Here is a 22,834-nt window from a genome sequence, read left to right as displayed (position 1 = left end):
GCGAATAGATAGTTAGCTATCGATATCTCTGGCTCGAACGCTAGAAGATCGATGACCGTGCAAAACCGCCTGCGCCATATTCGCCGTGACTATACCGCCGCCCTGCTGCAGGCCGGCCGCTTGTGGCGACGCGCGGCGGACCGCATCGTCGACGTCCATGGCCTCTCGGAGGCGACGGCGCTGCCGCTGCTGCTCATCGGGCGGTTCGCCGACGAGCCGCGGCAGGCGACACTGGCCGAGGCGGTCGGCATCGAAGGGCCGACGCTGGTGCGCCTTCTCGACCAGCTTTGTGCTGCAGGCCTCGTGACCCGTCGCGAGGATCCAACCGATCGCCGGGCCAAGATTCTGGGCCTGACAGCAGCCGGGCGGGCTGCCGTCGCGATCATCGAAGTCGAATTGAGCGACCTGCGGGACGCCGTCTTCGCCGATGTCAGCCCGGAGGATCTCGAGGCGAGCCTTCGCGTGTTCCAGGCGCTGCAGCGCTATACGGCCGGCGCGCGGGTGGCGCGGCTCGAGCTGCAGTCATGACGCTGCCGCTGCGACGCGACTGGATCTTTGCCGCAAAGACCTTTGCGGCGGCGATGCTCGCGCTCTACATCGCGCTGCTGTTCGACCTGCCGCGGCCCTATTGGTCCATGGCCACGGTCTACATCACCAGCCAGCTGTTCGCCGGCGCCACGGGATCGAAGGCCGTTTTTCGCGTGTGCGGGACGATGATCGGCGGGGTCATGGCGGTGATCCTCGTATCGAACCTTGCTAATGCGCCGGTCCTGCTCTCCCTTGCCATGGCTTTGTGGGTCGCGGTGTGCCTGTACGCGTCGCTGCTCGACCGCACGCCGCGCGGCTATCTCTTTATGCTGGCCGGCTATACCGCGCCGCTGATCGGGTTTCCCTGCGTCGACGATCCCGCCTCGATCTTCGATGTCGCCGTGGCGCGCAGCGAGGAGATCAGCCTGGGCATCATCTGCGCGAGCCTGGTGTCGTCCATCGTGCTGCCGCAGCCGGTCGCCGGTGCGATCAAGGCGCGGCTTGCGACTTGGCTGTCGGGTGCGCGCAGCCTGAGCCTCCAGGCTTTCACCGGTTCCGAACGAGGCGCCGGCAGCAAGGCGGCGCTGTCGCTGGCCGCCGCCGCCCTGACCCTGGAGACGCTCGGCACCCATCTCGCCTTTGAATCCTCACGGGAGCGACGCTCGCCCCGCGGTTTGGCGATGTTGCGCCAGCACATGCTGATGGCGCTGCCGATCATCGCCGCCGTCGCCGACCGGGCCGAGGCGCTGCGGGCGCAGCACGCCATGCCCGACGCCGCGGAGCGTTTGCTCACAGCGGCCGGCGACCTCCTGCAGAGGGACGACACGAGTGCCGTCGCGGCCGCCCAGGTGCGCGAAGCGGCCGAAATGGCCGCGCCGGCCGACCCGCGGACCTGGAACGAGCTGCTTCTGGCAAGCCTGATGGGGCGGGTCATCGATTACGTCGACCTGCGCCAGGACATTCGCGCTCTGCTGCGCCACGTCTCGGACGGCACGGCACTGCCGGCGCTTCGCTTCCGCTACACGGCAGCCGCCCGGATCATCCGGCATCGCGATCACGGCATGGCGCTGCGCTCCGCCTTCGGGGCGTTTCTGGCCCTCATCGCCACCTGCGCGATCTGGATCGCGACGGGTTGGCCCGACGGCTCGGGCGCGCCGATGTTCGCCGCCGTGGTCTGCTGCTTCTTCGCGGCGCAGGACGACCCGGCGCCGGCCATTCTCCAGTTCACCAACGCCTCGATCATCGGCGCGCTTCTCGCCGCGTTCTACCTGTTCGTGGTGCTGCCGCTCGCCACCAACTTTGAAATGCTGGTCGTCATGCTGGCGCCGGTGCTCCTGCTCTGCGGCGTGCTGATGCAGCAGCCGCGCACCGCGGGCATGGCGCTGGGCGGCGCCGTCACGGGGCTGGCGCTGCTGGCGCTCCAAGGCAGCTTCGTCGCCGATTTCGCCAGCTTCACCAACACGGCCATCTCCCTGATCCTCGGCATGTGGGTGTCCGCGCTGATTACCCGCCTGGTGCGCTCCGTGGACGGCGCGTGGAGCGCGCGGCGCTTGCTGCGGAAAAATGGGATGACGCTTGTCGCTGCCGCGCGCGGCCATGGTGGCCACGACGGCGTCGAACTGGCGGCCCTGATGCTCGACCGGCTTGCCCTGGTCTCGGCGCGCTTCGTCCACGTGCCCGCCGAAGATGACCTGCACGCCGCAGATCTGCTCGCCGAAGTGCGCGCCGGCATCAATATCGTCGAACTCCGCCGCGGCCGGCGCCATCTGCCGGCAGACGCCCGCCGCGCGCTCGACACCGTCATCGCCGCTCTGCCGAAGCATCTGGCGGGCGCTCTCGAGACGACAGCGCCCGAACTGTTGCGCGCCATCGACGCCGCGCTTGATGCCACTGCCGTGCCCGCCGGTCGCACCGCGCGGCTCGGACTCGTCGGCCTCCGCCGCGCGCTGTTCCCAGACGCTCTCCCTTACATGCCGACCATCATACCATTCACGCTGGAGCTTGCGGCATGACCGGCGAGATGGATCTCTATGGCGTCTTCCTGCCCGACCTCGCCGTCTGGATGCTGGTCGCCTTTGCGATCAGCATACCGCTGCGGCGGGTGCTCGCGCTGTGCGGGGTCTACCGCCTAATCTGGCATCGTCCGCTGTTCGATTTCGCCCTCTACGTCGTCCTCGTCGGCGGTGTCGTCACTCTCGCTGTCCGGTTTTCCGCATGACCCGCTTTCTCGCCCGCAGCTTCAGCCTTCTCGTCACCCTCGCGATGGTCGCCCTCGCGGTACCCGTCGCTCTCGGCCTGTGGGACTACTATATGGAGGCGCCCTGGACGCGGGACGGCCGGTTGCGTGCCGATATCGTCGCCGTCGCGCCGGACGTTTCCGGTCTGGTGACGCAGGTGCTGGTCGAGGACAACCAGCAGGTCAAGCGCGGCGACGTCCTGTTCCGCATCGATCCCGATCGCTTCACCCTCGCGCTGCGCCAGGCGGAGGCGCAGGTCGCCGGCAAGAAAGCGATGCTTGACCAGGCCGCAGCCGACGACGCGCGCTACAAGCAGCTCAGCGACAAGGTGATTTCGGAGCAGAAGCTGGAGTCCGTGCAGGCGACCTCGCAGCAGGCCAAGGCCGCCTATGACGAGAGCCTCGCCGATCGCGACATCGCCAAGCTCAATCTGACGCGTTCGGAGGTCCGCGCGCCGGTCAACGGCCGGATCACCAACGTCGACCTTCAGCCCGGCACCTACGTCTCCGTCGGCCACGGTGTGATGGCACTGGTCGACAGCGACACGCTGCGCGTCGAAGGCTATTTTGAAGAAACCAAGCTGCCGCGGATCCACGTCGGCGATCCCGTCGCCATCCACCTGATGGGCGAGCCGGCTGCTTTGCACGGCCACGTCTCGAGCATCGCCAGCGGCATCGAGGATCGCGAGCGCAGCGAAGGCGCGACGCTGCTCGCCAACGTCAACCCAACGTTCACCTGGGTGCGCCTGGCGCAGCGCGTCCCCGTCCGCGTCGAACTCGATGGCGTGCCGGAGGACGTGCGGCTGGTGGTCGGCCGCACCGCGACCGTGTCTGTCGAGGCGGCCGACGGCAAGCGAGGTCCGGACCTGATGGCGGCGTGGCGACGGGTTACGGCGCTGATGACGGGAAAAGCGTCGTAGAGGCGTTCGAGAGATCTCGCTACCGGCCCTTCCAGATTGCGGTTTCCTTGTTCAGGAAGGCACGGACGCCGCTGGCAAAGTCCTCGCTGCCGTAGCAGGCGCTGATCAGATCGGCGGCCTCTGTTGCGGGATCATGCGCAAGCCGTTGGAGCATCTCCCGGGTCACGGCCATCGACACCGGGGCATGGCCGAGGAGGCGCGTACAGGTCTTTGCGATCTCGTCGTCAAGCGCGGCGGCGTCGACGATCGCCGCGACATAGCCCATCGGCTGCAACGTTTCGGCGGTCATCAGCTCGGCAAGAAGCAGCATCCGCTTCACCACGCTTAAGCCCAGCGTCGCCGTCAGCCGGCGGAGATTGGCCGGCGACAAACAATTACCCAGTGTGCGCGCGATCGGCACCCCGAATCGCGATCCCGGCGTCGCGATGCGGATGTCGCACGCGTTGGCGATCGCCAGTCCACCACCGATCGCGAGCCCTTCGATGACGGCGATGGTCGGAACACGGATGCGTTCAAGGGCATCGACGTAGGCGTCGATGCGCTGTTCGTAAGCAACGCCATCGGCGCCCGATGAAAAGGCCGAGAATTGCGAAATATCCGTGCCGGCGACAAAGGCTTTGCCGCCCGCGCCGCGGAGCACGACGACCTTGACGGAGAGGTCCGCGTTGGCCTTGGCGATGCCATCGGCCAGTTCGTCATACATCCGCCAGGTCAGGGCATTGCGGGCGGCAGGCCGATCGAACGTGAGGCGCGCGATGCCGCCCTCTGCCTCGTAGCGAACGGCGCCTTCGGTTTCAGCTTGCGCATTCATGCGGCGAACGCCCCAGCGTCGCGAAGCTCCTCGACTTCCTGCGGCGACAATCCGAACTCGGCGAGCAGCGATTCCGTGTGTTCGCCCAGAAGCGGCGCATGGCGGCGAACGACCTGCGGCGTCGCGGATAGTTTGACGGGAAACCCGATATTGGGGACGCTGCCTTCGATCGGATGCGGCACTTCGATCCGCATCTCGCGATGCCGTCCATGCTCGCTCTCGAAGGCTTCGGGATAGGTGTTCATCCGGCCGGCCGGAACGCCTTCGGCGAGCAGCAGCGTCACCCATTCTTCCGCGGTCTTCGCCGCGAAGCTCACCTCGAGTTTCTCGATCAGAACCTCGCGGTTAGCCAGGCGGCTGGAAATGTCGGTGAAGCGTGCGTCCTGCAGAAGGTCCTGCCGGCCCAGCACGTTGCAGAGCAAGGTCCAGAGCTTGTGGTTGGTCGCGCCCATGACGAAATAGCCGTCGGAGGCGCGCACGGCCTGATACGGCGCGCTCATCCGGTTCGACGTGCCGAGCGGCTCGGGAATGCGGCCGGTGCCCCAATATTCCGAAATGTCCCAGATCGAAAACGCAAGCGCCGCGTCGAAGAGCGAGGCGTCGATGTGCTGGCCTTCGCCGCTCTTCTGGCGTCCGATATAGGCGCTCAAGATTGCGTAGACGGTAAACAGCGCGCAGCCGATATCGGCGACGGGCACGCCAGCCTTCACCGGCGGGCCGCCGGGATGACCGGTGACGCTCATCACGCCCGACATGGCTTGCGCCATCAGGTCGTAGCCCGGCCGCTTCGCCCAGGGACCGGACTGCCCAAAGCCCGAAATGCTGGCGTAGATCAACGCGGGATTATGGGCGTGAAGCGCGTCGTAGCCGAGGCCGAGACGCGTCATCACGCCGGGCCGATAATTTTCGACCAAAATGTCCGCCTTCGCCGCCAGCTTGAAGAACAGCGCGCGTCCGGCCTCGCTCTTCAGGTTGAGCGCCATGCTGCGCTTGTTCCGGTTCATGTTGAGGAAGCCCATGCTGTCGGGCCCCTTCATCTTGAATCCCATCGCGCCGCGCGTCTGATCGCCGGAGCCCGGCGGCTCGATCTTGATGACGTCGGCGCCCATGTCGGCGAGCAGCATGCTGCAGAACGGGCCCGCCATGACCTGCGTCACATCCAGCACACGCAGGCCGGCGAGCGGTTGCGGTTTTGCCCTTTGGCCTTCAGGCGCGTCGCCGTCATGCGCCTCGGCGGCGCCGCGCTTGTTCCATTCGTCCATGATTTTAGTCCCGTTCCAATGTCTTGCGGCAAGTCTGCCGCCTCGAATATTCAAGTCGACCGCCAGTGCCGTTTCGTATGTCGACCAACCGTCAGACGTCGCTCCATGCCTTGACGTCCAGGACGGCTTTGGCAAAGAGGTCTGGCACCTCCTGCGGCACGTTATGACCGGCGGTTTCAAACACCCGATGCTCATGACGACCCGCAAAGTAGCCGGCATGGGACGCTGTGCCCGCGGGCCGGATGCCGTCCGTCCCACCATCGATCGTTACAGTTGGCACGGTGATCTTCGGCAGCGCCGCCAGCTTCTGCTCGATGTCCTCGAGGTTCGGGTCGCCTGCCGCCAGGCCGAAGCGATGACGGTAGGATTGGATCACCACATCGACGAAGTCCGGATTGTCGAATGAGCCTGCCGTGCGCGCGTACGTGGCGTCGTCGAAGGCCCAGGCCGGAGACCAGAGGCCCCACAGAAGACGACAGAAGGCCTGCCGGTCCTTCGCCAGTCCCGCGCGGCCGCGTTCGCCATGGAAGTAATATTGATACCACAGCCGGTGCTCGTTGTCGGGGGTGTCCGGCTCCATCGATTTCGCGAGATTGTGGATATTGTAGCTTTGATAGGACACGAGTCCGCACGCACGCGCCGGCCAGAGGGCCGCGACGATGCAGGCCGCGCGGCCGCCCCAGTCATAGCCGGCAAGCACGGCATCGGGGATAGCGAGCGCGTCCATGAGGGCCAGCAGATCGGCGCCGAGCGCGGCCTGCTGGCCGGACCGCGGTGTCTCGGCCGACAGGAACCGTGTGGGACCAAACCCCCGCAGATAGGGAATGATGACGCGCGCGCCCTGCGATGCAAGCCGTGGCGCGACATCGTCATAGGCGTGGATATCGTAGGGAAACCCATGCATCAGCATGACAGGCCAGCCGTCGGCGTCTCCGACTTCGGAATAGGCGACGTGCAGCACGCCGGCATCGACGCTTTTCAGCATAGGCTCATCCTTTTCTTGTCGCCCATGCGCGCGGTCATGACGTCGTGGCCAGACGCGCGAGGTATTCGTGCGCGATAGCGGCTGTCGTCCCGGTGACGTGGGTGCGCAGCAACTGCGGCAGCCGGTGCTTGTCGCGGGCCGCAAGCGCTTCCATGATCCGCTCGTGGTCCTCGACGGCGTTCTTCCAGTTCGTTTCGCTCTTGCGGACGATGAAGCGATGCGAATGCATTCGCGCCAGAATCTGTTGATACATCGCCGCAAGCGTGTCGTTGCGGGCGATGGTGAAAATGGCTTCGTGGATCTGGCGATTGAGCTTGAGGTAGGCGTCCTCATTGCCCAGCTGGTAGGCGTCCATCATCTGAGCGTGCAGGGCGCGCATGTGATCGATGTCGGCATCCGTGATCCGCTCGCAGGCAAGCTCGCCGGCCAGGCCCTCGAGCGCGGCCATGATCGGAAACAGCTCACGGATGTCTTCGGCGCTGATCTGCGCCACGACCGCGCCACGCCGTGGCAGCAGTTCGATCAACCCCTCGGCTGCCAGGACTTTCAGCGCCTCGCGCAACGGCGTACGCGACACGCCGAAATGCTCGCAGAGACGCGGCTCGGAAATCTTGTCGCCGGGCTTGAGATTGCCGTCGCGGATCAGCTCACGAAGACCGGGCGTCAGTGCGTCATGGAGCGAGGTCCGCGGGAGTTGCGTGGATTCGATCATCGGTTCAATCCCGCCGTCTTCCAACCGTTTGGCGTAAAAGCGGCTTGGCTTGCGTCATGCGCCGGGCACCTGATGCGCCGGCGACATCGCGGGGCGCGTCTCGACCGGAAGGCTCACCTTTGCGAGTCCGTCATCGGGCGCGAGGGTGAAATCAAGCACGCGCTTCGGCAGGAAAAAGAACGCGAGGAGCGCGCCGACGAATAGGAGGCCTGCCGAGCCGTAGAAGGGTGCCGCGAAATTATGGGAATATTGCGTGATGATGCCGAACACCAGCGGTGAAATAATGCTCGCGATCCCCGACCCAAGCATCATGATGCCGCTGGCGCTGCCGGCATATTGCGGCGCGACGTCCATCGGCACAGCCCAGATCGGCCCGATGAGCAACTCGAGAAAGAAGAAGGTCGCGGCGAGCGACACCACGGCAACCGTCAAGTTGTGGACGAACAGGAGCGGCAGCACGCAGGCCAAGGCGCCGAGAAAGCTGAGGACGATGACCGCGCGCCGCGCCAGCAGCATGTTTCCCGTCCGCCGGCCGATGGCGTCGGTGAGAAAGCCGCCGAGCATGTCGCCCACCAGGCCGGACCCGTTTACGCAGAAGCTGAACAGCGCCATGTGCGCGAGATCGAGGCCATAAGACTGGACGAAATAGGTCGGCATCCACGTGAGGAAAAGCCAGAACGTCCAGTTGTAGCAGAAGTAGATGATCGTGGTGGATGCCATCGTCGGTACGAGCGTGGACCACGGGACGTTGCTGATCTGCGCCTTGGTGAGCGTCGTCGGCGGCGGCAACAGGGCGAGATCGGCGTCCGTTATGCCGGGGTGCGCGCGGGGATCGTCGCGGAAATAGGCGATCCATACGATGATCCAGGCCAGGCTGACGAAACCGAGGCTCATGAAGGCGCCGCGCCAGCCGAGATAGATGGCGATGAAGACGGCGAGAGGTGGCGTGATCGTGTTGGCGAGGCGGGCGAAGGCATGCGTGACGCCCTGCGCGTAGCCGCGACGCCCCGCGGGCACCCAGGATGCCATGGCGCGGGTCGCCGATGGAAAGGCCGGCCCCTCGCCGAGGCCGAGAAGGAAGCGCACGGCCAGCAGGGACAAAAGACCGCCGGTGAGACCGGTCAGGATCGTCGCCACGCTCCAGATGGCGCCGCAGATCGCCAGCGTTTTTCGCGCGCCGAACCTGTCGGCCGCACCGCCGCCGAGAATTTGCAGAAGCGCGTAGGGATAGCCGAAGATCGACAGCACCAGTCCGAGCTGGGTGTTCGACAGATGCAGGTCGGAGGATATCAGCGGCGCGAGCGTCGAGATGTTAACGCGGTCGACGTAGGTGATGAAATACATCACGCAGAGAAGACCCAAAATGCGCGTCGGCGCTGCGACACGCGGGATGCCGCGTGATGAACCGCTGGCATCCGCAGCCATGCTTCACTCCCTGTCTCGTTTTCGCATCACGGAGTTTGCCCCCGTACGTTGAGCCGACAATATCGGCGGCGCATGGAAAGCGTCAATGAATTATGCATTCAAAATTCAAAGTCGGAATGGGTCTTTCGGCGGGTGCCGGTCAGCCGCCGCTGCGGGCTCTCGCGTCCCGATCGTCTATCGAAACCAGCCCGATGCCAGCGGCGTGGTGCTACGACTTCGAGACCAGAGCCACGCCGCCGATCAGCAACGCGCACCCGATCAGCCGCGGCAGGTTTGCACTGTGCTGGGCGAAGCCGAACCAGCCGAACTGGTCGATCAGCACGGACAAGACGATCTGGCCGGTCACCACCAGCCCGATCAGCGTGGCGGCGCCGAGCCTCGGTGCGAGCAGAATATTGCCGGTGAGATAGACCGCGCCCAAAACGCCGCCGGCGAACCAGCTGTACCAGGGCGCATCCTTGACCATCGCGGTCGTCGGCCACTCCCGCGTGAAGGCGAGGGTCAAAGAGACGGCCGCGACCATGCCGAAAACCATGTTGGCGACCGCAGGGAGGTAGAGGTTGTGCAGGTGTTCGCCCAACTGCTTGTTGGTCGCGACCTGGGTCGTCAGGACCGCGCCGCAGGCGAGCGCCGCAAGCATCAAAAGCCAGTTCATGCGTCTCCCCCCGGATCGAACCGTCGCTTATTCTGCGGCCAAGGTGACGGCAGGATCAAGGGGGATTGTTCGGCGTTCAGGCGATCCAGGCGAGATAGGCGGTCACCGTCGCCAGCGAGCCGATCGTCGAGATCAGGATGGTTTTGGCGGTCACCGATGCCTCGCGCTCGTAAAATTCGGCGAGCATGAAGGGGCCTGTGCCCGTCGGTAGGGCGGCGAGCACCACGGCGACGTGGGTGAGCAGCGGGGCGAGATGAAACGCGTAGGTCGCCAGCGCCCAGGTGATCGCCGGATGCAGCCCGAGTTTCAGCACCGTCAGCAGCAGGCTGCTGGTCGTGTCGCCGGCCGCGGCCGGCCGGTCTTCGGCCAGGAACAGGCCCAGCGCGACGAGGGCGCAGGGCGAGGCGGCGGCGCCGAGCAGTTTGAAGAAGGTTTCCGCGCTGAGCGGCATCGGCAGGCCGGTCGCCGCGAACACCGCGCCGAGCGCCGGCGCGACGAGCAGCGGGTTCTTGGCGAGCGAGCGCGCGACTTTCCAGACGAGGCGCGCGGGATGCGCCTCGGTCTGCAGGCCGATCTCGATCAGCACGATGGCGAGGGCGAAGACCACGCAGACGGTGATGATCGCGGCGATCGTCGTCGGCGCCAAACTGTCCTTGCCGAAGACGATAAGGCTTAGCGGAAAGCCGATGAAGCCGACGTTGGCGTAGCCGGCGTTGAGGCCGTCGACGCTGGCATCGGCCAGGTGCCGCGGGCGGCGCAGTCGCAGCGCCACCGTCAGGCCGAAGACGATGAGGCTACCGAGACCGAAGGCGGCGATGAAGCCCGGCTGGTAGAAGGTTGCCCAGGTCGTGTGGGCCATCACGTCGAACAGCAGCGCAGGCAGGGCGAGGTAGACGACGAAGCGGTTGAGTTCGGAGGTGGCGTGGGGACCGAGGACGCCGATCTTGCGGCACCCGTAGCCGACGAGGATCAGGGCGAAGATCGGGAGGACGACCATCAGGGTGGTGAGCATGCGGGCCTTATCTTCGATTTCGTCCGCACGGGCTTAGGCGGCTGGTGCCGGTCGGCGCAACGGTATAATTCGACGAAAGTTGGAGATATCCGATGACCTTCCCATCTGTCAGGTCATCATATGATGCGAGACAGCGAGAGACGCCGATGACGGACCCAGCCTTCGACGATGCGACGCTCGCGCTGGCCGCCCGCATCTTCCAGCTCGCGCGTGACGGCGATGCCGACGTGCTGCGCCAGATGCTCGAACACGGCCTATCGCCCAACATGAGCAACGACAAGGGCGATACGCTGCTGATGCTCGCCGCCTACAACCAGAATGTGCCCGCGGTCCGGGTGCTGCTGGACCATGGTGCCGATCCGGACAAGCCGAACGACAAGGGGCAGACGCCGCTCGCCGGCGTCGCCTTCAAGGGCGATCTCGCGATCGCCACGATGTTGGTTGCGCACGGGGCGGCGGTCCAGGGTCCGGCGGACGGCGGGCGCAGCGCGCTGGCGGTCGCGGCGATGTTCGACCGGGTCGAACTCGTCCAGCTCCTCCTCGATCATGGCGCGGACCCGGATGCGCGCGACGGCGCCGGGTCGACCGCGCTCGATGCGGCGAAAGCCATGGGCGCGACCAAGACCCCGGCCGTCATCGCGGCCTGGAAGGCTCGCGCTTAGACGTCACTGGCGCCAGATTTTTGCATGTCGCTCGTCATTCCACCACGACGCCGGCGCCGCAGCGCATGCCGGTTGTCCAGACGTCGACCTGTCCGACCCCGATGCCGAGCACGCGGGTGAGCGGAGCCAGCACGTTGTCGACGGGAAGGGCGACGCCCTGAAGCGCGGTGCCGACCGTCGCGCCCAAAAGATTGGCTGCGGCGGTCGCGGTTGCCCCGAGAATGCCGCCGAGCAAAGTCGGCGGTCCAACGGTGACGACGAGGTTGGAAAACAGGCTCGCCACCGCGGTCTGCAGCGGCTGTGTCGTGGAAACCGTCTTGACCGTCCCTGCGGCAACATCCGTAAAGGCAAAGCTGGTGGCGGTCGGCTGCAGGTTCGAGATCGCGATCTGCGAACTCGCGTTGACCGTCACGAGACCGACCGTGATGACGGGGGCCGGCAGCACGGGCGGCATCAGCGTGCCCGGCGCCGTGAGCGCCGCCGATCCAACGTAGAGCGTGGCGACGGCCGGCGTGACCGCGAGCGCCATCGAGGCGCTCGTCGGCTGGCCGGATGGGCAGGTCAGGCTGCTCATCGTCGCGGTGCCCTTGGCAATATCGAGGATGATGGGGAGGTTCAAATTCACCAGACCGGGCACACCGACCTGCGCCGTGACGGTCAGACGGATCTGGTTGGTCGCGGCCGTCGTCGGGCTCGCAATGCGGCTGACGGTCGAGGCTGCCGGCGGATTGCCGATGACGATATCGACAGTGACGCCGGCAAGGCCGAGGATCGACGTGCCGAGGTCGGCGACGACCTCGTGGCCACCGTTGGCGACCTGGACCACGGCGGCGATGACGTCGTACGCGCTCATCAAGGGCGCAATGGGTGGGGTCGCAGCGATGGGGAGCGTGTCGTACGGCCCGAAATCGATCACGCGACCCAGGGTGATCGTCCCGGACACGCCCGCGATCGCCGCCTTGAACGCCGTGACCGCCGAGGATGCGGTGCTCGGCATGGCGGCGAGAATACGGGTGGCATCGCTTATCGCGATCGGCATCGACAGAACGTCGCCGTAGGTGGCGACGTTCAAGTTCACGCCGGTGGCCAGGGCGCGGGCGTAGGCCGCCATGTCGATCTTGGCGCCAACGAGTGACGTATAGTTGGCGGCCGACAGCGAGATGGTCGCGCCGGTCAAGGCGCTCAACACCGTGTTGGCGATGCCGCCGTCAAGGCTTGCGGCACGGGACCCGATTGCAAAAGCGCCGACCGCCGACTGCATGCCCGTCGCGGCGCCACCCAACGTGACCGTGCCGCGCGGCGCGCCGGGCTGTGTCGGCCCGGAAAAAATGGTGCCGAAGATCATCGATGTCGTCGCCCGAGTCGCCAGACGAACGGCGTTCGGCGTGGCGCCGCCGGCACTGAAGCGCGACGCGGCCGGAGTTGCCGGGTTTGGCGCATAGGTGCCCATCGTCGTGCTGGTCAGCGCGCCGGGAAAGCCGTTGGCCGTCAGCGTCGCCTGCGCAGCGGCAGCGGCATTGGTGATATCCGCCGCCGCCGCCATGGCGGCAAGATCGGTCGCGTTCTGCAGGTTCCGCTTAGTCAGGTAGAAGTGCGCCGAATCGAGCGACAGAGCCGTCGCGCCGACGAGCGCAAAAGCTGCGAATCCGGCGATGATCGCAACGGTCCCGCGCTGGTTCGCGCGAAACTCATGCGCCGCTACCATCAATCGCCGGACGCTGCGCCTTGCGTGCCCGGGCCGCATCAGTAGCCGCCCTGTTGAATGGTCGAAGAGCGCACAAGTACCGGGTGCGGTATGGACACGAGATTCTTGACCGCGAGATAGATCGGGCTCGTCGACATATCGTAGCTGGTGGTGACGGTGAACGAGACGGTCGCCGCATTGCTCGATGTCGAAACCTGCAGCATCGCCGGGGTGATGTAGGCATAGGCTCCGACATTGGTCGTGATGTAGGTGCGAGCCAGCGAATCCCGCTCCGTCGTGCTCAGGCCGCCGACGGCGCTGCGCGCCGCCCCGGCGGACAGCTGCTCCAGGCCGTTCACGGTCGCCAGAACGGAGCCGGCGCCGAAAATCCCGAACACGATCACGAGAAGGAAAGGAGCGACCAGCGCGAACTCGACAGCCGAGGATCCGGATTCGGTTCCAGGCAAGTGTCTTGCAAAGCTTTTCGGTGCGCGACCCCAGACCATTCCCGTCTTTCACGAGCTGGATTATGCCGAGGTGTCGGGTTTAACCAAGGATCGTTTATCTGATGCTAAGGAAGTGTCTCCGAAAAGAGGTAATTCATACGCTCATTGCTCTATATTAATGTCTATAACATCTATGTATAGGCCTTATTGGCTGTTTCCAGCATTATTGCTTTGTTATTGCTGTAGTGCCAGCGCACGCGCGTCTGTTGCGCGAACACCTTGCATGGAAGCGGGATGAAAAATAATCACGAGAAAATCGACCTGCCGGTGGCGCAGGTGCGGCGCTATCTCGAACCGGGACCCATTGTGCTGGTCTCCTCGGCGTCGCAAGGCGCGCGAAACATCATGACGATGGGCTGGCACACCGTGATGGAATTCGCGCCGTCACTCATCGGCTGCGTCATCGCCAGCGGCAGCCACAGCTTCGCGATGATCCGTGCGAGCGGAGAATGCGTGATCAATTTGCCGACCGCGGCGCTTGTCGACGCGGTCGTGGAAATCGGAAATACTTCCGGGGACTCGGTCGACAAGTTCGGCCGTTTCGGGCTCACGGCCGCGCCGGCAGACCGGATCGCGGCGCCGCTGATCCGCGAGTGTCATGCCAACTTCGAGTGCCGCCTGCACGATGGCGCTCTGATCGACAAGTACAATTTCTTCATCTTCGAGGTGGTGAAGGCGCATGTCGCACCGGTACCGAAACATCCCGAGACCCTGCACTACACCGGCGATGGCGTGTTCATGGTCTCGGGCAAGATCATCAGCCGACGCGGCAAGTCCAAGTCGGAGATGCTGTAGTCCTTCGCTACGCCACGCTCGCCACCCGCCTCGTTTGCATCGCGCGGACCGCCGCCGTCACCGCCAGCGCCGCCGCTACGTTGAGGGCCAGCGCCACGATGCCGATGTTGAGGTCCAGGATCCATTGCGGCAGGCCCGGCGCCACAGTAGCGAGGCTGGTCTTGGTGATGGTGGTGAACATCACGACCGCGACGCCGGCGCAAATGCCGGCGAAGGCACCTTCCGCCGAAAAGACGCGACGGCTCCCCAGGCTGACGAGCAAGGACGGCAGCAGCTGCGTCACCAGCGAGTAGCCCATGAGGAGCAACGCGACGATCGTGTCGCCACCGTTCAGCGTGAAATACAACGCCACGGCAGCGACGATCGGCACGAAGACCTTGGCGGCGATGGCCGTTTCACGCTCGTCGGTCTTGCGGCGGGCGAGGGGATAGATGTCCTTGGCGAGCGTCGTGGACGCCGCCATCAGCATCATCGATCCCGGCACAAGCGCCGTCAGCACGCCGGCGGCCCCGATGATCCCGATGACGACAGGCGGCAGCTCGGCAAGCGCGATTTTGAACAGGGCCAGGTCGATGTCCTTGCCGGTCAGGCCCGGCACCCGCATGAGGGCCGCGAACCCGACGAACAGCACGAACAACAGCATCAGGCCGTAGAGCGGCGACACCACGGCGTTACGGCGCAGCGAACGCTCGTCGCGCGCCGTGTAGATGGAGCCGAAACTATGCGGCCACATGAAGAAGCCGCAGGCCGTCAGCAGCACCGTCGACTCGAACCAGGAGACGCTTTGCCCCTTGGCCGGGAAGATCAGAAAGCCGGGGTGGGCCACGTCGATTGCGTGAAACATCGGTCCGACGCCGCCGTACAGATGAAACGGCAGATAGAGGCCGAGGAAAATCACGATCGCGAGGATGAGGACGTCCTTGACGATGGCGATCGAGGCCGGCCCGTGGATCCCGGAAACGAACACGTAGAGCGACATCACGATCGCGCCGAGCGTGGCGCCGAGGACCGGCGACAGCGTCCCGTAGCTCGCGGTCGAGACGATAATCCCGAGGCCTTTGAGCTGAAGGACGAGATAGGGAATGAGGGCGAGGATGCCGACGCAGGTGACCAGCAGCCCCAGCGCGGGGCTGTCGTATTTGCGGGCGAAAAAGCCGGCCTGCGACAGGATGCCTTCCGACCGCGCATAGCGCCAGATTGCCGGAAGCATCCAATAGGCCAGCAGATAAGTGAACGTGAGGTAGACCAGCGTGTAGTACGCCGGCGCCCCCTTGCCGTAGGCATAGCCGGAGGCGCCGAGAAAGGTGAAGGTCGTGTAAATCTCGCCCGCCATCAGGATGAAAACGAGGATCGGACCGAAGTTGCGGCCGCCGACGCTCCAGCCTTCGAGGCCGATCTTGCGGCCGCGTCCGGCGCGCAGCCCCATCACGAGGGCGAAGACCATGGTGATGGCGATGATGAAGGTTGCGATGTTCATGGTGCGCGGTTCGCCGGATCGAGTTTGTAGATCAGGGCCAAGGTCGCCGCCGTCAGCAGAATACAGCCGACGGAGAAGGCGAGCGGCAGCGGGAGGCCGAGCACGAGGGGCTCGACCTGATTGAGGAACGGCATGCCGACCAACAGAACGATCCAGGGGATCAACGCGAGCCACTTCAGAGACATGGGCGGGTAATTCCGTTTGAAACCAGATCGACACGCAAATCGATCATGCTTTGATCGTACTGGCAAATACGGGGCCGCCGATCCGCCCACCTTGTTGACGAGAATGTGAGCGACCAGAAAGACTCGTAGGCTCGTGCAGCCAAGGCGTCGAGACGCCCGAGAGACCGAGGCCCTTGTTCTCGGCACCGGCTCTTCGGCACGATTGCGTTCACATTCTCCTGGACACCCAACCCGATCGGCAGGATTGAAGCGCGTCCAACGCCGGAAAGGCAGATCGTTTTGACCACGACTTCTCCCGATACCATCCCGCTTGACGATATCGTCACGCTCGATGCCACCGCGCTCTCCGCCGCGATCAAGACGAAGGCGGTATCCTGTCGCGAAGTCATGAGTGCGCATCTCGCCCGGATCGAGGCGGTGAACGGCCAGGTCAACGCGATCGTCTCGCTGCGCGACCCCGCAGTGCTGCTCGCCGAAGCCGATGCCGCCGACGAGGATCTTGCGCGGGGGCACTGGCGCGGGCCGCTGCATGGCTTCCCCCATACGGTGAAGGATCTGGCGGCAACCAAGGGCCTTCGGACCACGCTGGGCTCGCCGCTGTTCAAGGACAACGTTCCCGATACGGACGCCTTGTTCGTCGAGCGCCTGCGCGCGGCGGGCGCGATCCTCATCGGCAAGACCAACGTGCCGGAATTCGGGCTCGGCTCGCACACCTACAATCCCGTCTTCGGCACCACGCGAAACGCCTACGACCAGCGCTTCAGCGCCGGCGGCAGTTCCGGCGGAGCCGGGGCGGCGCTGGCGCTGCACATGGTGCCGCTCGCCGACGGCAGCGATTTCGGCGGCTCGCTGCGCAATCCCGCGGGCTGGAACGGCGTGTTCGGCCTGCGTCCCTCGCAGGGACGGGTGCCGGCGCTCCCGGGGCCGGAAGGCTATCTGCAGCAACTCGGCACCGACGGGCCGATGGCGCGCACCGTCGCCGATCTCTCCCTGCTGCTGTCGGTGATGAGCGGCTATGACTCCCGAGCGCCGCTGTCGATCGCGCAGCCGCCGCTGCCAGCCGCCCTGCTCGAAGGCGATGTCGCGGGCCAGCGCATCGGCTGGCTCGGTAATTTCGGCGGCGCGGTGCCGGTCGAAGACGGCATTCTGGAGCTCGGCCTGTCGGCGCTCGGCTCGCTACAACAGGCGGGCTGTGTCGCCGAGGAGGCGAGCCTCGACATGGCCTGGGACCGGATCTGGGCATGCTGGCTGGTGTGGCGCCACAGCCTGATGGCAGGCCGCTACCGCACGACGTACGAAAATCCGGAGAAGCGCGGGCTTCTCAAGCCCGAGATGATTTTCGAGATCGAGGGCGGCCTCGGTCTCACCGCGACAGCGCTTTACGATGCCTCGGAGACGCGGACGCTGCTGTATCAGCGCTTTCTCGCGCTGTTCGAGCGCTACGATGCCCTGGCGTTGCCGAGCGCCCAGGTGTTTCCGTTCGCGCAGGAGCTCGATTGGCCGCATGCGATCGCCGGCACGCCGATGGACACCTATCATCGCTGGATCGAGATCATGGTGCCGGGGTCGCTTTCCGGCTGCCCGGTCATCTGCGTCCCTGCCGGCTTCGGCGGCGCCAACAACCTGCCGTCCGGCCTGCAGCTCATCGGCCGCCCCGGGGGCGATCGCGAACTGCTCAAGCTGGCCGCGGCGTTCGAGGCCGTGAGCCGGCCGAAACAGCGTCTGCCGCGCTGAACACGATTTCGCGGTACGTCCCCTTCCCCCTTGCGGGGAAGGGCTAGGGATGGGGGTCATGGTGTGCTTCCATATCAACTGGAAGAACACCATGACCCCCACTCCCAACCTCTCCCCGCACCAAGTCGGGCTTGCCTGACTTGGTCATTTTAAAGTCAAACTCGGGCAGGCCCGCGTTTGAGGGGGAGAGGGGTTTGGCTGCGGACCGCCTAAAGACTGTGACCCGTAAAGGAGACGCCCATGTCCACCCTCGACGCTCTCGCTCCCTACCAAGACGAACTCGTCGCCATCCGCCACGACCTCCACGCCCATCCTGAACTCGGGCTCGAGGTGCCGCGTACGGCGGCACGGGTGGCGGAAAAACTGAAGGGCTGGGGCATCGAGGTCGAGACCGGCGTCGGCGGCCACGGCGTCGTCGGCACGATCCGCGGCACGGGCAACGGCCCTGTCATCGGCCTGCGCGCCGACATGGACGCCCTGCCGATCGAAGAGGCGGCCGACGTCCCCTGGCGCAGCACGACGCCGGGGCGGATGCATGCCTGCGGCCATGACGGCCACACCACCATGCTGCTCGGCACGGCGAAATATCTTGCCGCCAACCCGCGCTTCAAAGGCGTGGCGCGGCTGATCTTTCAGCCCGGCGAGGAGGGCGCGGGCGGGGCGCTGGCGATGCTCGCCGACGGGCTGTTCGACCGCTTCCCCTGCGACGCCGTCTATGGCCTGCACAACAAGCCGGGCCTGGAGCTCGGGCGCTTCGCCATCAATCCCGGTCCGTCGATGGCCGGCGGCGCCTTCTTCGATCTGACGGTCAAGGGCGTCGGCGCCCATGGCGGGCGGCCGGAAACCGGCGTCGATCCGATCGTCGTCGCGGCGCAGATCGTCTCGGCCGTTCAGGGGATCGTGGCGCGCAGCCTGTCGCCGCACGAGCCCGCCGTGCTCAGCATCACCAAGATCGTGGGCGGCAATTCCTACAACGTCATCCCGGCCGAGGTGGTGCTGTGCGGCACCGCGCGCGGGCTGCAGCCGCAGACCCTGCCGAAGATGGAGGACCTGTTCCGCCGGACCGCCGAGGGCGTCGCCGCGGGGCTCGGTGCCAGCGTGGAGCTGGATTGGCGGGTGATCTTCGCGCCGCTGATCAACGATCCGATCCACACCACCGCGATGGCCGATGCGGCCGCCGCGCTCGTCGGCGAGGCCCGTATCGCGCGCAACGAGCCGCCGCTGATGGTCTCGGAGGACTTTTCCTTCATGCTCGACCAGGTGCCGGGCGCCTACATTCACCTCGGCATCGGCGATGCCGCCGCACTGCATAATCCGGCCTATGCGTTCAACGACGCGGCGATCCCCTACGGCGCGGCGTTTTTTGCCCGCCTGGTGGAGCAGGGGCTGCCGGCTTAGGCGTCCCGCATCCCAAATGCGTGGCCTCGTCCCCTTGTGGGGAAGGACGGGATGGGGGTCCTCTCATCTGCCTCGCGTTTTGTGTGACACGAAAACCACGATTCGCGATCGACTCCCGACATTCTTGCGTCACGATGCGTCACGCGTCACGGCCCCCGCTGTCCTTCCGCATGAGATTGCAGCACCGGCCCGGCAGACCAGCCGCCGTCTTTGCCCGCGACCCCACAAGGCGCCGTCGGAATCAGATGCGAATCCGCATTTTGCTCGGAGACCGGGGCAGCGCCAGCACCTTGAACGCCCGCTCCGGGTCGTCGGCCACGAGCGCGAAGAACGACAGCGCCACCGGGTCCGGTTGGGTCCGCCCTTGTTCCCAATTTCTCAGCGTGGCGGCCGGAATGCCGAGCGCTTTCGCGAACGTGTCCTGGGACATGCCCGCGCGCTTGCGGACCTCTGCCGGCGACACGACCGGGCGCATACCCGCGAACGGCTCGTCGGCGTCCATCCCGTCTTCCGTCATCTGGCTCCGGATGTCCTCTTCCGTCGTGGCGTCAAGCCTGGCGAGGTTGGTGCGCGCCGCTGCCTTAGCCTCCTTCGCCGTCATTCTGACTGTCGCCATGTCCTGCTCTCCTGTCGGCTTGCGCGATGGGCGGAGATAATGCGGCGAATGCCCTCCCGGTCGGTGTAGACGACCGTGAAGAGCCTGCCATCGATCTCGCCAATCGCAACCATGCGGACTTCGCCGTACCCGCGGCGGTCGTCGATAAAGCTGACGACCCGCCCTTCGAACACCCGGGTGGCGTAAGCAAAATCGAACCCGCGTTCCGCAAGGATTCTGTCGCTTTTGATGGGGTCGAAGTCGAAGTCCACGAGCAAACAAATACGCTGTCAGCGCATATGTCGCAAGCAGTGATGTGCGCCATTAGCGTATGCGCCACTCAAGCTGGAATTCCCTAGCCTCTTCCCATTCCGGGGGGCTAGGGGTGGGGGCTAACCTTCTGCTTCGATGCTGAAGAACACGCCGACCCCCACTCCCAACCTCTCCCCACAAGGGGGAGAGGGGCTGGTCGCGGCACTTCATCACGATTCTAGTTTATCAATCCTCGTGAGTTCGCCTTTCAAGTTCGATCGCGCTGCGGCTTCTCGGTCTACATGGACCTTCTGGAACAAAATCGGACACGCCAGCGCACGCTGCAAAAAGCCCCGCCGCGCCGCAGCCCAATCCGTGCCACCCGCCGCGGCAAACTCCGCCACAATCAACAACCGCTGCGCCTCGTACACCGCGGCCGCCGCCCCCAGCCAGCCCAGATCCAGGTCCAGCAACGCGTGCTGCCACGGCAAAAACCCGTCCGGCCGGGCGAACGGGTCGGCGAGCAGCGCGGCCGCCGCCTCGTCCTCCCAGGCGCCGCTGACGTTGCGCACGGTGTCGTGGATCGCCGGAAAATGCTCGGCCCACAGCTCGGCCGAGGCTATCGCATTCTCCGCCGCGGAGACGAGCGGGTCGAACACGGCATAGCGGTAGAGGATCGCCCAGCGCAGCGGGCGCAGCCAGTGCGGCTCGCAAAAAGCGTCGGCGTCGAGCAGCAGCTGGTTGGTGCGATGCAGACCCTGGGCAATGCGGCCGGGCGCGGTCAGCAGCGCCATGAGGCGGTCGGCGAAGATGGGCGGCAGATCCGCCCAGGCTTTCATGACGCTGTTCATCGAAATCGCACCATGGCGGCGCGGGCTAGACCGAGGCGATCACGCCAAGGCTCTTGTTGCCGTCCATCAGCTCGGTGAAGCGCTTGAACAAATAGTGGCTGTCGCGCGGGCCGGGCGAGGCCTCGGGATGGTGCTGCACGGAGAAGGCCGGGCGGTCGATCAGCTCCAGGCCACAGTTCGAACCGTCGAACAAGCTCTTGTGCGTTTCGCGGGCATTGGCCGGCAGGCTGGCGCCCGATACCGCAAAGCCATGGTTCATCGAGACGATCTCGACCTTGTCGGTGGTATAATCCATCACCGGATGGTTGGCGCCGTGGTGGCCCTGGTGCATCTTTTCGGTCTTGGCGCCGATCGCCAGCGCCATCAGCTGATGGCCGAGGCAGATGCCGAAGGTCGGCACTTTCAGCTCGAGAAGATCCTTGATGACCGGCACCGCATAGTCGCCGGTCGCGGCGGGATCGCCGGGGCCGTTGGACAGGAACACGCCGTCGGGTTTGAGCGCCATGATCTCGTCGGCGGTGGCGGTCGAGGGCACCACGGTGACGGCGCAGCCGGCCTCGGCGAGCAGGCGTAAAATGTTGCGCTTGATGCCGTAGTCGATCGCCACGACCTTGTAGCGCGGCGATTCCTGGCGGCCGAAGCCGTTGCCGAGCGACCAGACCGTCTCGTCCCAGTCGAAGCGCTGCGCCGTGGTGACCTCGGGCACGAGATCGGCGCCGACCATGCCGGCGTAGTTCGCCGCCTTGGCCTTCAGCGCCGGGATGTCGAAGACGCCGTCCTCGGCATGGGCGATGACGGCGTTCTGCACGCCCTTGTCACGCATCAGGGCAACCAGCGCCCGGGTGTCGAGGCCGGACAGGCCGATCATGCCGCGCCGCTTCAGCCAATCGTCGAAACGGGACGTTGCGCGGAAATTCGAAGGGCCGGTCACCGAGGCATGGACGACCACGCCGAGCACGCCGGACTCGGATGCCAGGTTCGAGGTCTCGATGTCCTCGTCGTTGGCGCCGACGTTGCCGATATGCGGGAAGGTGAAGGTGACGATCTGCCCGGCGTAGGAGGGGTCGGTGAGGATCTCCTCGTAGCCGGTCATCGCGGTGTTGAAGCAGACCTCGCCGACCTTGTCGCCGATGGCGCCGAACCCTTCGCCTTCAAGGACGGTGCCGTCGGCGAGCACGAGCAGCGCCGTGACTTTTCGCGCGACCCAACCGGTGTCCTGGGTGGTCAGCTCCGTCGTTTCCGTCGTCATGATGATCCCTTTGGCCCGTCCGCAAGCCTCGCCCAGGGCTAGCCGGGGGCGCGTCAGGGTCTGATGGAGGCGTGATGCCTCATAGCTAGGAGGTCGCGCGGATCACGTCAACGCGAGACACGAAAACGCGACGTCGCTCGACGGAACATTCCGCCTCGGCGACGATTTTTACGGCATGAAATCGATCGTGAGACTTTCGCTTGCCGTGGCAATCGCGGCCGCCGCGGCTCCCGCATATGCGGGGCAGTCGCTCATCGCGACGCCCTATCCCGGCGCCGTCGGCGGCAACGCCCAGGTGCTCGATCCCGAGCCGCAGCGCCTCGGCGGCCCGCAGCATCTCACCGACGATCCTTATCCGCAGATTCTCGGCGCGACAGCCCAGGGCAACGCCCCGATTGTCGGACATCACCACCACCAGCATCTCGTTCGCAGCATCAACCAGCGCAAATATCGCGTCGATCGCAGTCTGTCCGACCATTAGCAGGAGCACGCCATGGATCTTGTGAGTCTTCCCCTTATGATGGCGGTGCTGGCCGTCGGCGCAACGACCATGGCTCTGGCTGCTGGCGGCGGCGGCAGCGCTGGGGGCAGCGGGGCACAGAACGCGATCAACAGCGGGCGCACCATGGCCGACGGGCAGGTCGGGCCGCTCGGGTCACCGAACAATCCGCGCCCGAGCGCGACGCCGGCGGCGACATCCTCCTCCGAACCCGCGCCCATCGTTCAAAACGCGTCCCATTGAAGGCCCTGACGGAGCGGCATCCCTCGAATGCCGTGCTTGTTCTTCGCGCGCTACGGCACACGTTTTAGGGCAGGGCCGCCACACGGTCTTTGAGCGCGGGCCGATCGTACGTTTTGCCCTTGGAGCCGTCGCTCACAGCAGTCCTGCTGTAGGGAGAC

At 65.7% G+C, this 22,834-nt stretch carries 25 protein-coding genes; 10 read left to right on the top strand and 15 right to left on the bottom strand.

The genetic code is table 11. The features are described 5' to 3' along the window. Positions 1–51 precede the first annotated feature (51 nt). The 4 genes from GSQ79_RS11765 to GSQ79_RS11750 are packed head-to-tail and all read left to right on the top strand — an operon-like array spanning position 52 to position 3,684. Positions 52–528, top strand: a complete 477-nt coding sequence (locus tag GSQ79_RS11765; protein ID WP_158808898.1) for a MarR family winged helix-turn-helix transcriptional regulator — start codon at positions 52–54, stop codon at positions 526–528. After that, complete coding sequence (locus GSQ79_RS11760; RefSeq protein ID WP_158808897.1) at positions 525–2,540, top strand: FUSC family protein; 2,016 nt, start codon at positions 525–527, stop codon at positions 2,538–2,540. The genes GSQ79_RS11765 and GSQ79_RS11760 overlap by 4 nt, the downstream gene beginning before the upstream one ends. Next, positions 2,537–2,746 (top strand): DUF1656 domain-containing protein, encoded by a 210-nt coding sequence (locus GSQ79_RS11755; RefSeq protein WP_158808896.1) that lies wholly within the window; start codon positions 2,537–2,539, stop codon positions 2,744–2,746. Before GSQ79_RS11760 ends, GSQ79_RS11755 begins: the two co-directional genes overlap by 4 nt. Then, positions 2,743–3,684 carry an HlyD family secretion protein gene (locus GSQ79_RS11750; RefSeq protein ID WP_158808895.1) on the top strand — a complete coding sequence of 314 codons (942 nt, stop codon included), beginning with the start codon at positions 2,743–2,745 and terminating at the stop codon, positions 3,682–3,684. Before GSQ79_RS11755 ends, GSQ79_RS11750 begins: the two co-directional genes overlap by 4 nt. 19 nt (positions 3,685–3,703) lie before the next feature. On the opposite strand, the gene GSQ79_RS11745 is transcribed toward GSQ79_RS11750, so the two are convergent. The 7 genes from GSQ79_RS11745 to GSQ79_RS11715 form a co-directional block, all read right to left on the bottom strand. Continuing rightward, complete coding sequence (locus GSQ79_RS11745; protein WP_158808894.1) at positions 3,704–4,495, bottom strand: enoyl-CoA hydratase; 792 nt, start codon at positions 4,493–4,495, stop codon at positions 3,704–3,706. Further along, the gene (locus GSQ79_RS11740; RefSeq protein ID WP_158808893.1) at positions 4,492–5,757 is read right to left on the bottom strand and encodes a CaiB/BaiF CoA-transferase family protein; all 1,266 of its coding nucleotides are present in this window, start codon (positions 5,755–5,757) and stop codon (positions 4,492–4,494) included. Before GSQ79_RS11740 ends, GSQ79_RS11745 begins: the two co-directional genes overlap by 4 nt. Before the next feature lie 91 nt (positions 5,758–5,848). Beyond that, on the bottom strand, positions 5,849–6,742 hold the full coding sequence (locus tag GSQ79_RS11735) for an alpha/beta fold hydrolase (RefSeq protein WP_158808892.1): 894 nt from the start codon (positions 6,740–6,742) through the stop codon (positions 5,849–5,851). 34 nt (positions 6,743–6,776) lie between these two features. Beyond that, the gene (locus GSQ79_RS11730; RefSeq protein ID WP_158808891.1) at positions 6,777–7,454 is read right to left on the bottom strand and encodes a GntR family transcriptional regulator; all 678 of its coding nucleotides are present in this window, start codon (positions 7,452–7,454) and stop codon (positions 6,777–6,779) included. 54 nt (positions 7,455–7,508) lie between these two features. Then, positions 7,509–8,879 carry an MFS transporter gene (locus GSQ79_RS11725; protein ID WP_158808890.1) on the bottom strand — a complete coding sequence of 457 codons (1,371 nt, stop codon included), beginning with the start codon at positions 8,877–8,879 and terminating at the stop codon, positions 7,509–7,511. Positions 8,880–9,087: 208 nt separating this feature from the next. Further along, on the bottom strand, positions 9,088–9,534 hold the full coding sequence (locus GSQ79_RS11720) for a DMT family transporter (protein ID WP_158808889.1): 447 nt from the start codon (positions 9,532–9,534) through the stop codon (positions 9,088–9,090). Positions 9,535–9,610: 76 nt separating this feature from the next. Beyond that, the gene (locus GSQ79_RS11715; protein WP_158808888.1) at positions 9,611–10,546 is read right to left on the bottom strand and encodes an AEC family transporter; all 936 of its coding nucleotides are present in this window, start codon (positions 10,544–10,546) and stop codon (positions 9,611–9,613) included. A 146-nt stretch (positions 10,547–10,692) separates the two neighbouring features. Between GSQ79_RS11715 and GSQ79_RS11710 the strand changes: the two genes are divergently transcribed. Continuing rightward, on the top strand, positions 10,693–11,208 hold the full coding sequence (locus GSQ79_RS11710; protein ID WP_158808887.1) for an ankyrin repeat domain-containing protein: 516 nt from the start codon (positions 10,693–10,695) through the stop codon (positions 11,206–11,208). Between the two features lie 34 nt (positions 11,209–11,242). Here the strand turns inward: GSQ79_RS11710 and GSQ79_RS11705 are convergent, their stop codons facing one another. Together GSQ79_RS11705 and GSQ79_RS11700 are read right to left on the bottom strand one after the other, a co-directional pair. Then, a complete protein-coding gene (locus GSQ79_RS11705) occupies positions 11,243–12,913 on the bottom strand; it encodes a TadG family pilus assembly protein (RefSeq protein WP_158808886.1) in 1,671 nt (556 codons plus the stop codon). 38 nt (positions 12,914–12,951) lie between these two features. Next, complete coding sequence (locus tag GSQ79_RS11700) at positions 12,952–13,359, bottom strand: TadE/TadG family type IV pilus assembly protein (protein ID WP_158808885.1); 408 nt, start codon at positions 13,357–13,359, stop codon at positions 12,952–12,954. Between the two features lie 273 nt (positions 13,360–13,632). Here GSQ79_RS11700 and GSQ79_RS11695 point away from each other — a divergent pair, with 273 nt between their 5' ends. Then, positions 13,633–14,193, top strand: a complete 561-nt coding sequence (locus tag GSQ79_RS11695) for a flavin reductase family protein (protein ID WP_158808884.1) — start codon at positions 13,633–13,635, stop codon at positions 14,191–14,193. A 7-nt stretch (positions 14,194–14,200) separates the two neighbouring features. On the opposite strand, the gene GSQ79_RS11690 is transcribed toward GSQ79_RS11695, so the two are convergent. After that, positions 14,201–15,670, bottom strand: a complete 1,470-nt coding sequence (locus GSQ79_RS11690) for a sodium:solute symporter (RefSeq protein WP_158808883.1) — start codon at positions 15,668–15,670, stop codon at positions 14,201–14,203. Next, the gene (locus tag GSQ79_RS11685) at positions 15,667–15,855 is read right to left on the bottom strand and encodes a DUF3311 domain-containing protein (RefSeq protein WP_158808882.1); all 189 of its coding nucleotides are present in this window, start codon (positions 15,853–15,855) and stop codon (positions 15,667–15,669) included. Before GSQ79_RS11685 ends, GSQ79_RS11690 begins: the two co-directional genes overlap by 4 nt. A 279-nt stretch (positions 15,856–16,134) precedes the next feature. On the opposite strand from GSQ79_RS11685, the gene GSQ79_RS11680 reads away from it, so the two are divergent. Next, complete coding sequence (locus tag GSQ79_RS11680) at positions 16,135–17,589, top strand: amidase (protein ID WP_158808881.1); 1,455 nt, start codon at positions 16,135–16,137, stop codon at positions 17,587–17,589. Positions 17,590–17,829: 240 nt separating this feature from the next. After that, positions 17,830–18,987 (top strand): M20 aminoacylase family protein, encoded by a 1,158-nt coding sequence (locus GSQ79_RS11675; protein WP_158808880.1) that lies wholly within the window; start codon positions 17,830–17,832, stop codon positions 18,985–18,987. 241 nt (positions 18,988–19,228) lie between these two features. On the opposite strand, the gene GSQ79_RS11670 is transcribed toward GSQ79_RS11675, so the two are convergent. The 4 genes from GSQ79_RS11670 to carA all read right to left on the bottom strand — a co-directional run bounded on the left by GSQ79_RS11670 (position 19,229) and on the right by carA (position 21,934). Then, positions 19,229–19,588, bottom strand: coding sequence for a DNA-binding transcriptional regulator (locus tag GSQ79_RS11670; RefSeq protein ID WP_158808879.1), 360 nt, complete (start codon positions 19,586–19,588; stop codon positions 19,229–19,231). Next, positions 19,585–19,854, bottom strand: coding sequence for a BrnT family toxin (locus GSQ79_RS11665; RefSeq protein WP_158808878.1), 270 nt, complete (start codon positions 19,852–19,854; stop codon positions 19,585–19,587). Before GSQ79_RS11665 ends, GSQ79_RS11670 begins: the two co-directional genes overlap by 4 nt. 210 nt (positions 19,855–20,064) lie before the next feature. Continuing rightward, positions 20,065–20,685, bottom strand: coding sequence for a hypothetical protein (locus tag GSQ79_RS11660; RefSeq protein WP_158808877.1), 621 nt, complete (start codon positions 20,683–20,685; stop codon positions 20,065–20,067). Positions 20,686–20,710: 25 nt separating this feature from the next. Further along, on the bottom strand, positions 20,711–21,934 hold the full coding sequence (gene carA / locus GSQ79_RS11655; RefSeq protein ID WP_158808876.1) for a glutamine-hydrolyzing carbamoyl-phosphate synthase small subunit: 1,224 nt from the start codon (positions 21,932–21,934) through the stop codon (positions 20,711–20,713). Between the two features lie 175 nt (positions 21,935–22,109). Here carA and GSQ79_RS11650 point away from each other — a divergent pair, with 175 nt between their 5' ends. Beyond that, complete coding sequence (locus GSQ79_RS11650; RefSeq protein ID WP_158808875.1) at positions 22,110–22,415, top strand: hypothetical protein; 306 nt, start codon at positions 22,110–22,112, stop codon at positions 22,413–22,415. Between the two features lie 12 nt (positions 22,416–22,427). Continuing rightward, positions 22,428–22,676, top strand: coding sequence for a hypothetical protein (locus GSQ79_RS11645; RefSeq protein WP_158808874.1), 249 nt, complete (start codon positions 22,428–22,430; stop codon positions 22,674–22,676). The last annotated feature ends 158 nt before the right edge of the window (positions 22,677–22,834 follow it).

The organism is Beijerinckia sp. L45 (genome assembly GCF_009765775.1).
Classification (GTDB): Bacteria; Pseudomonadota; Alphaproteobacteria; order Rhizobiales; family Beijerinckiaceae; genus RH-AL1.
The sequence above is the reverse complement of the archived record's forward strand: the minus strand, read 5'-3'. Positions and strand labels throughout refer to the sequence as shown.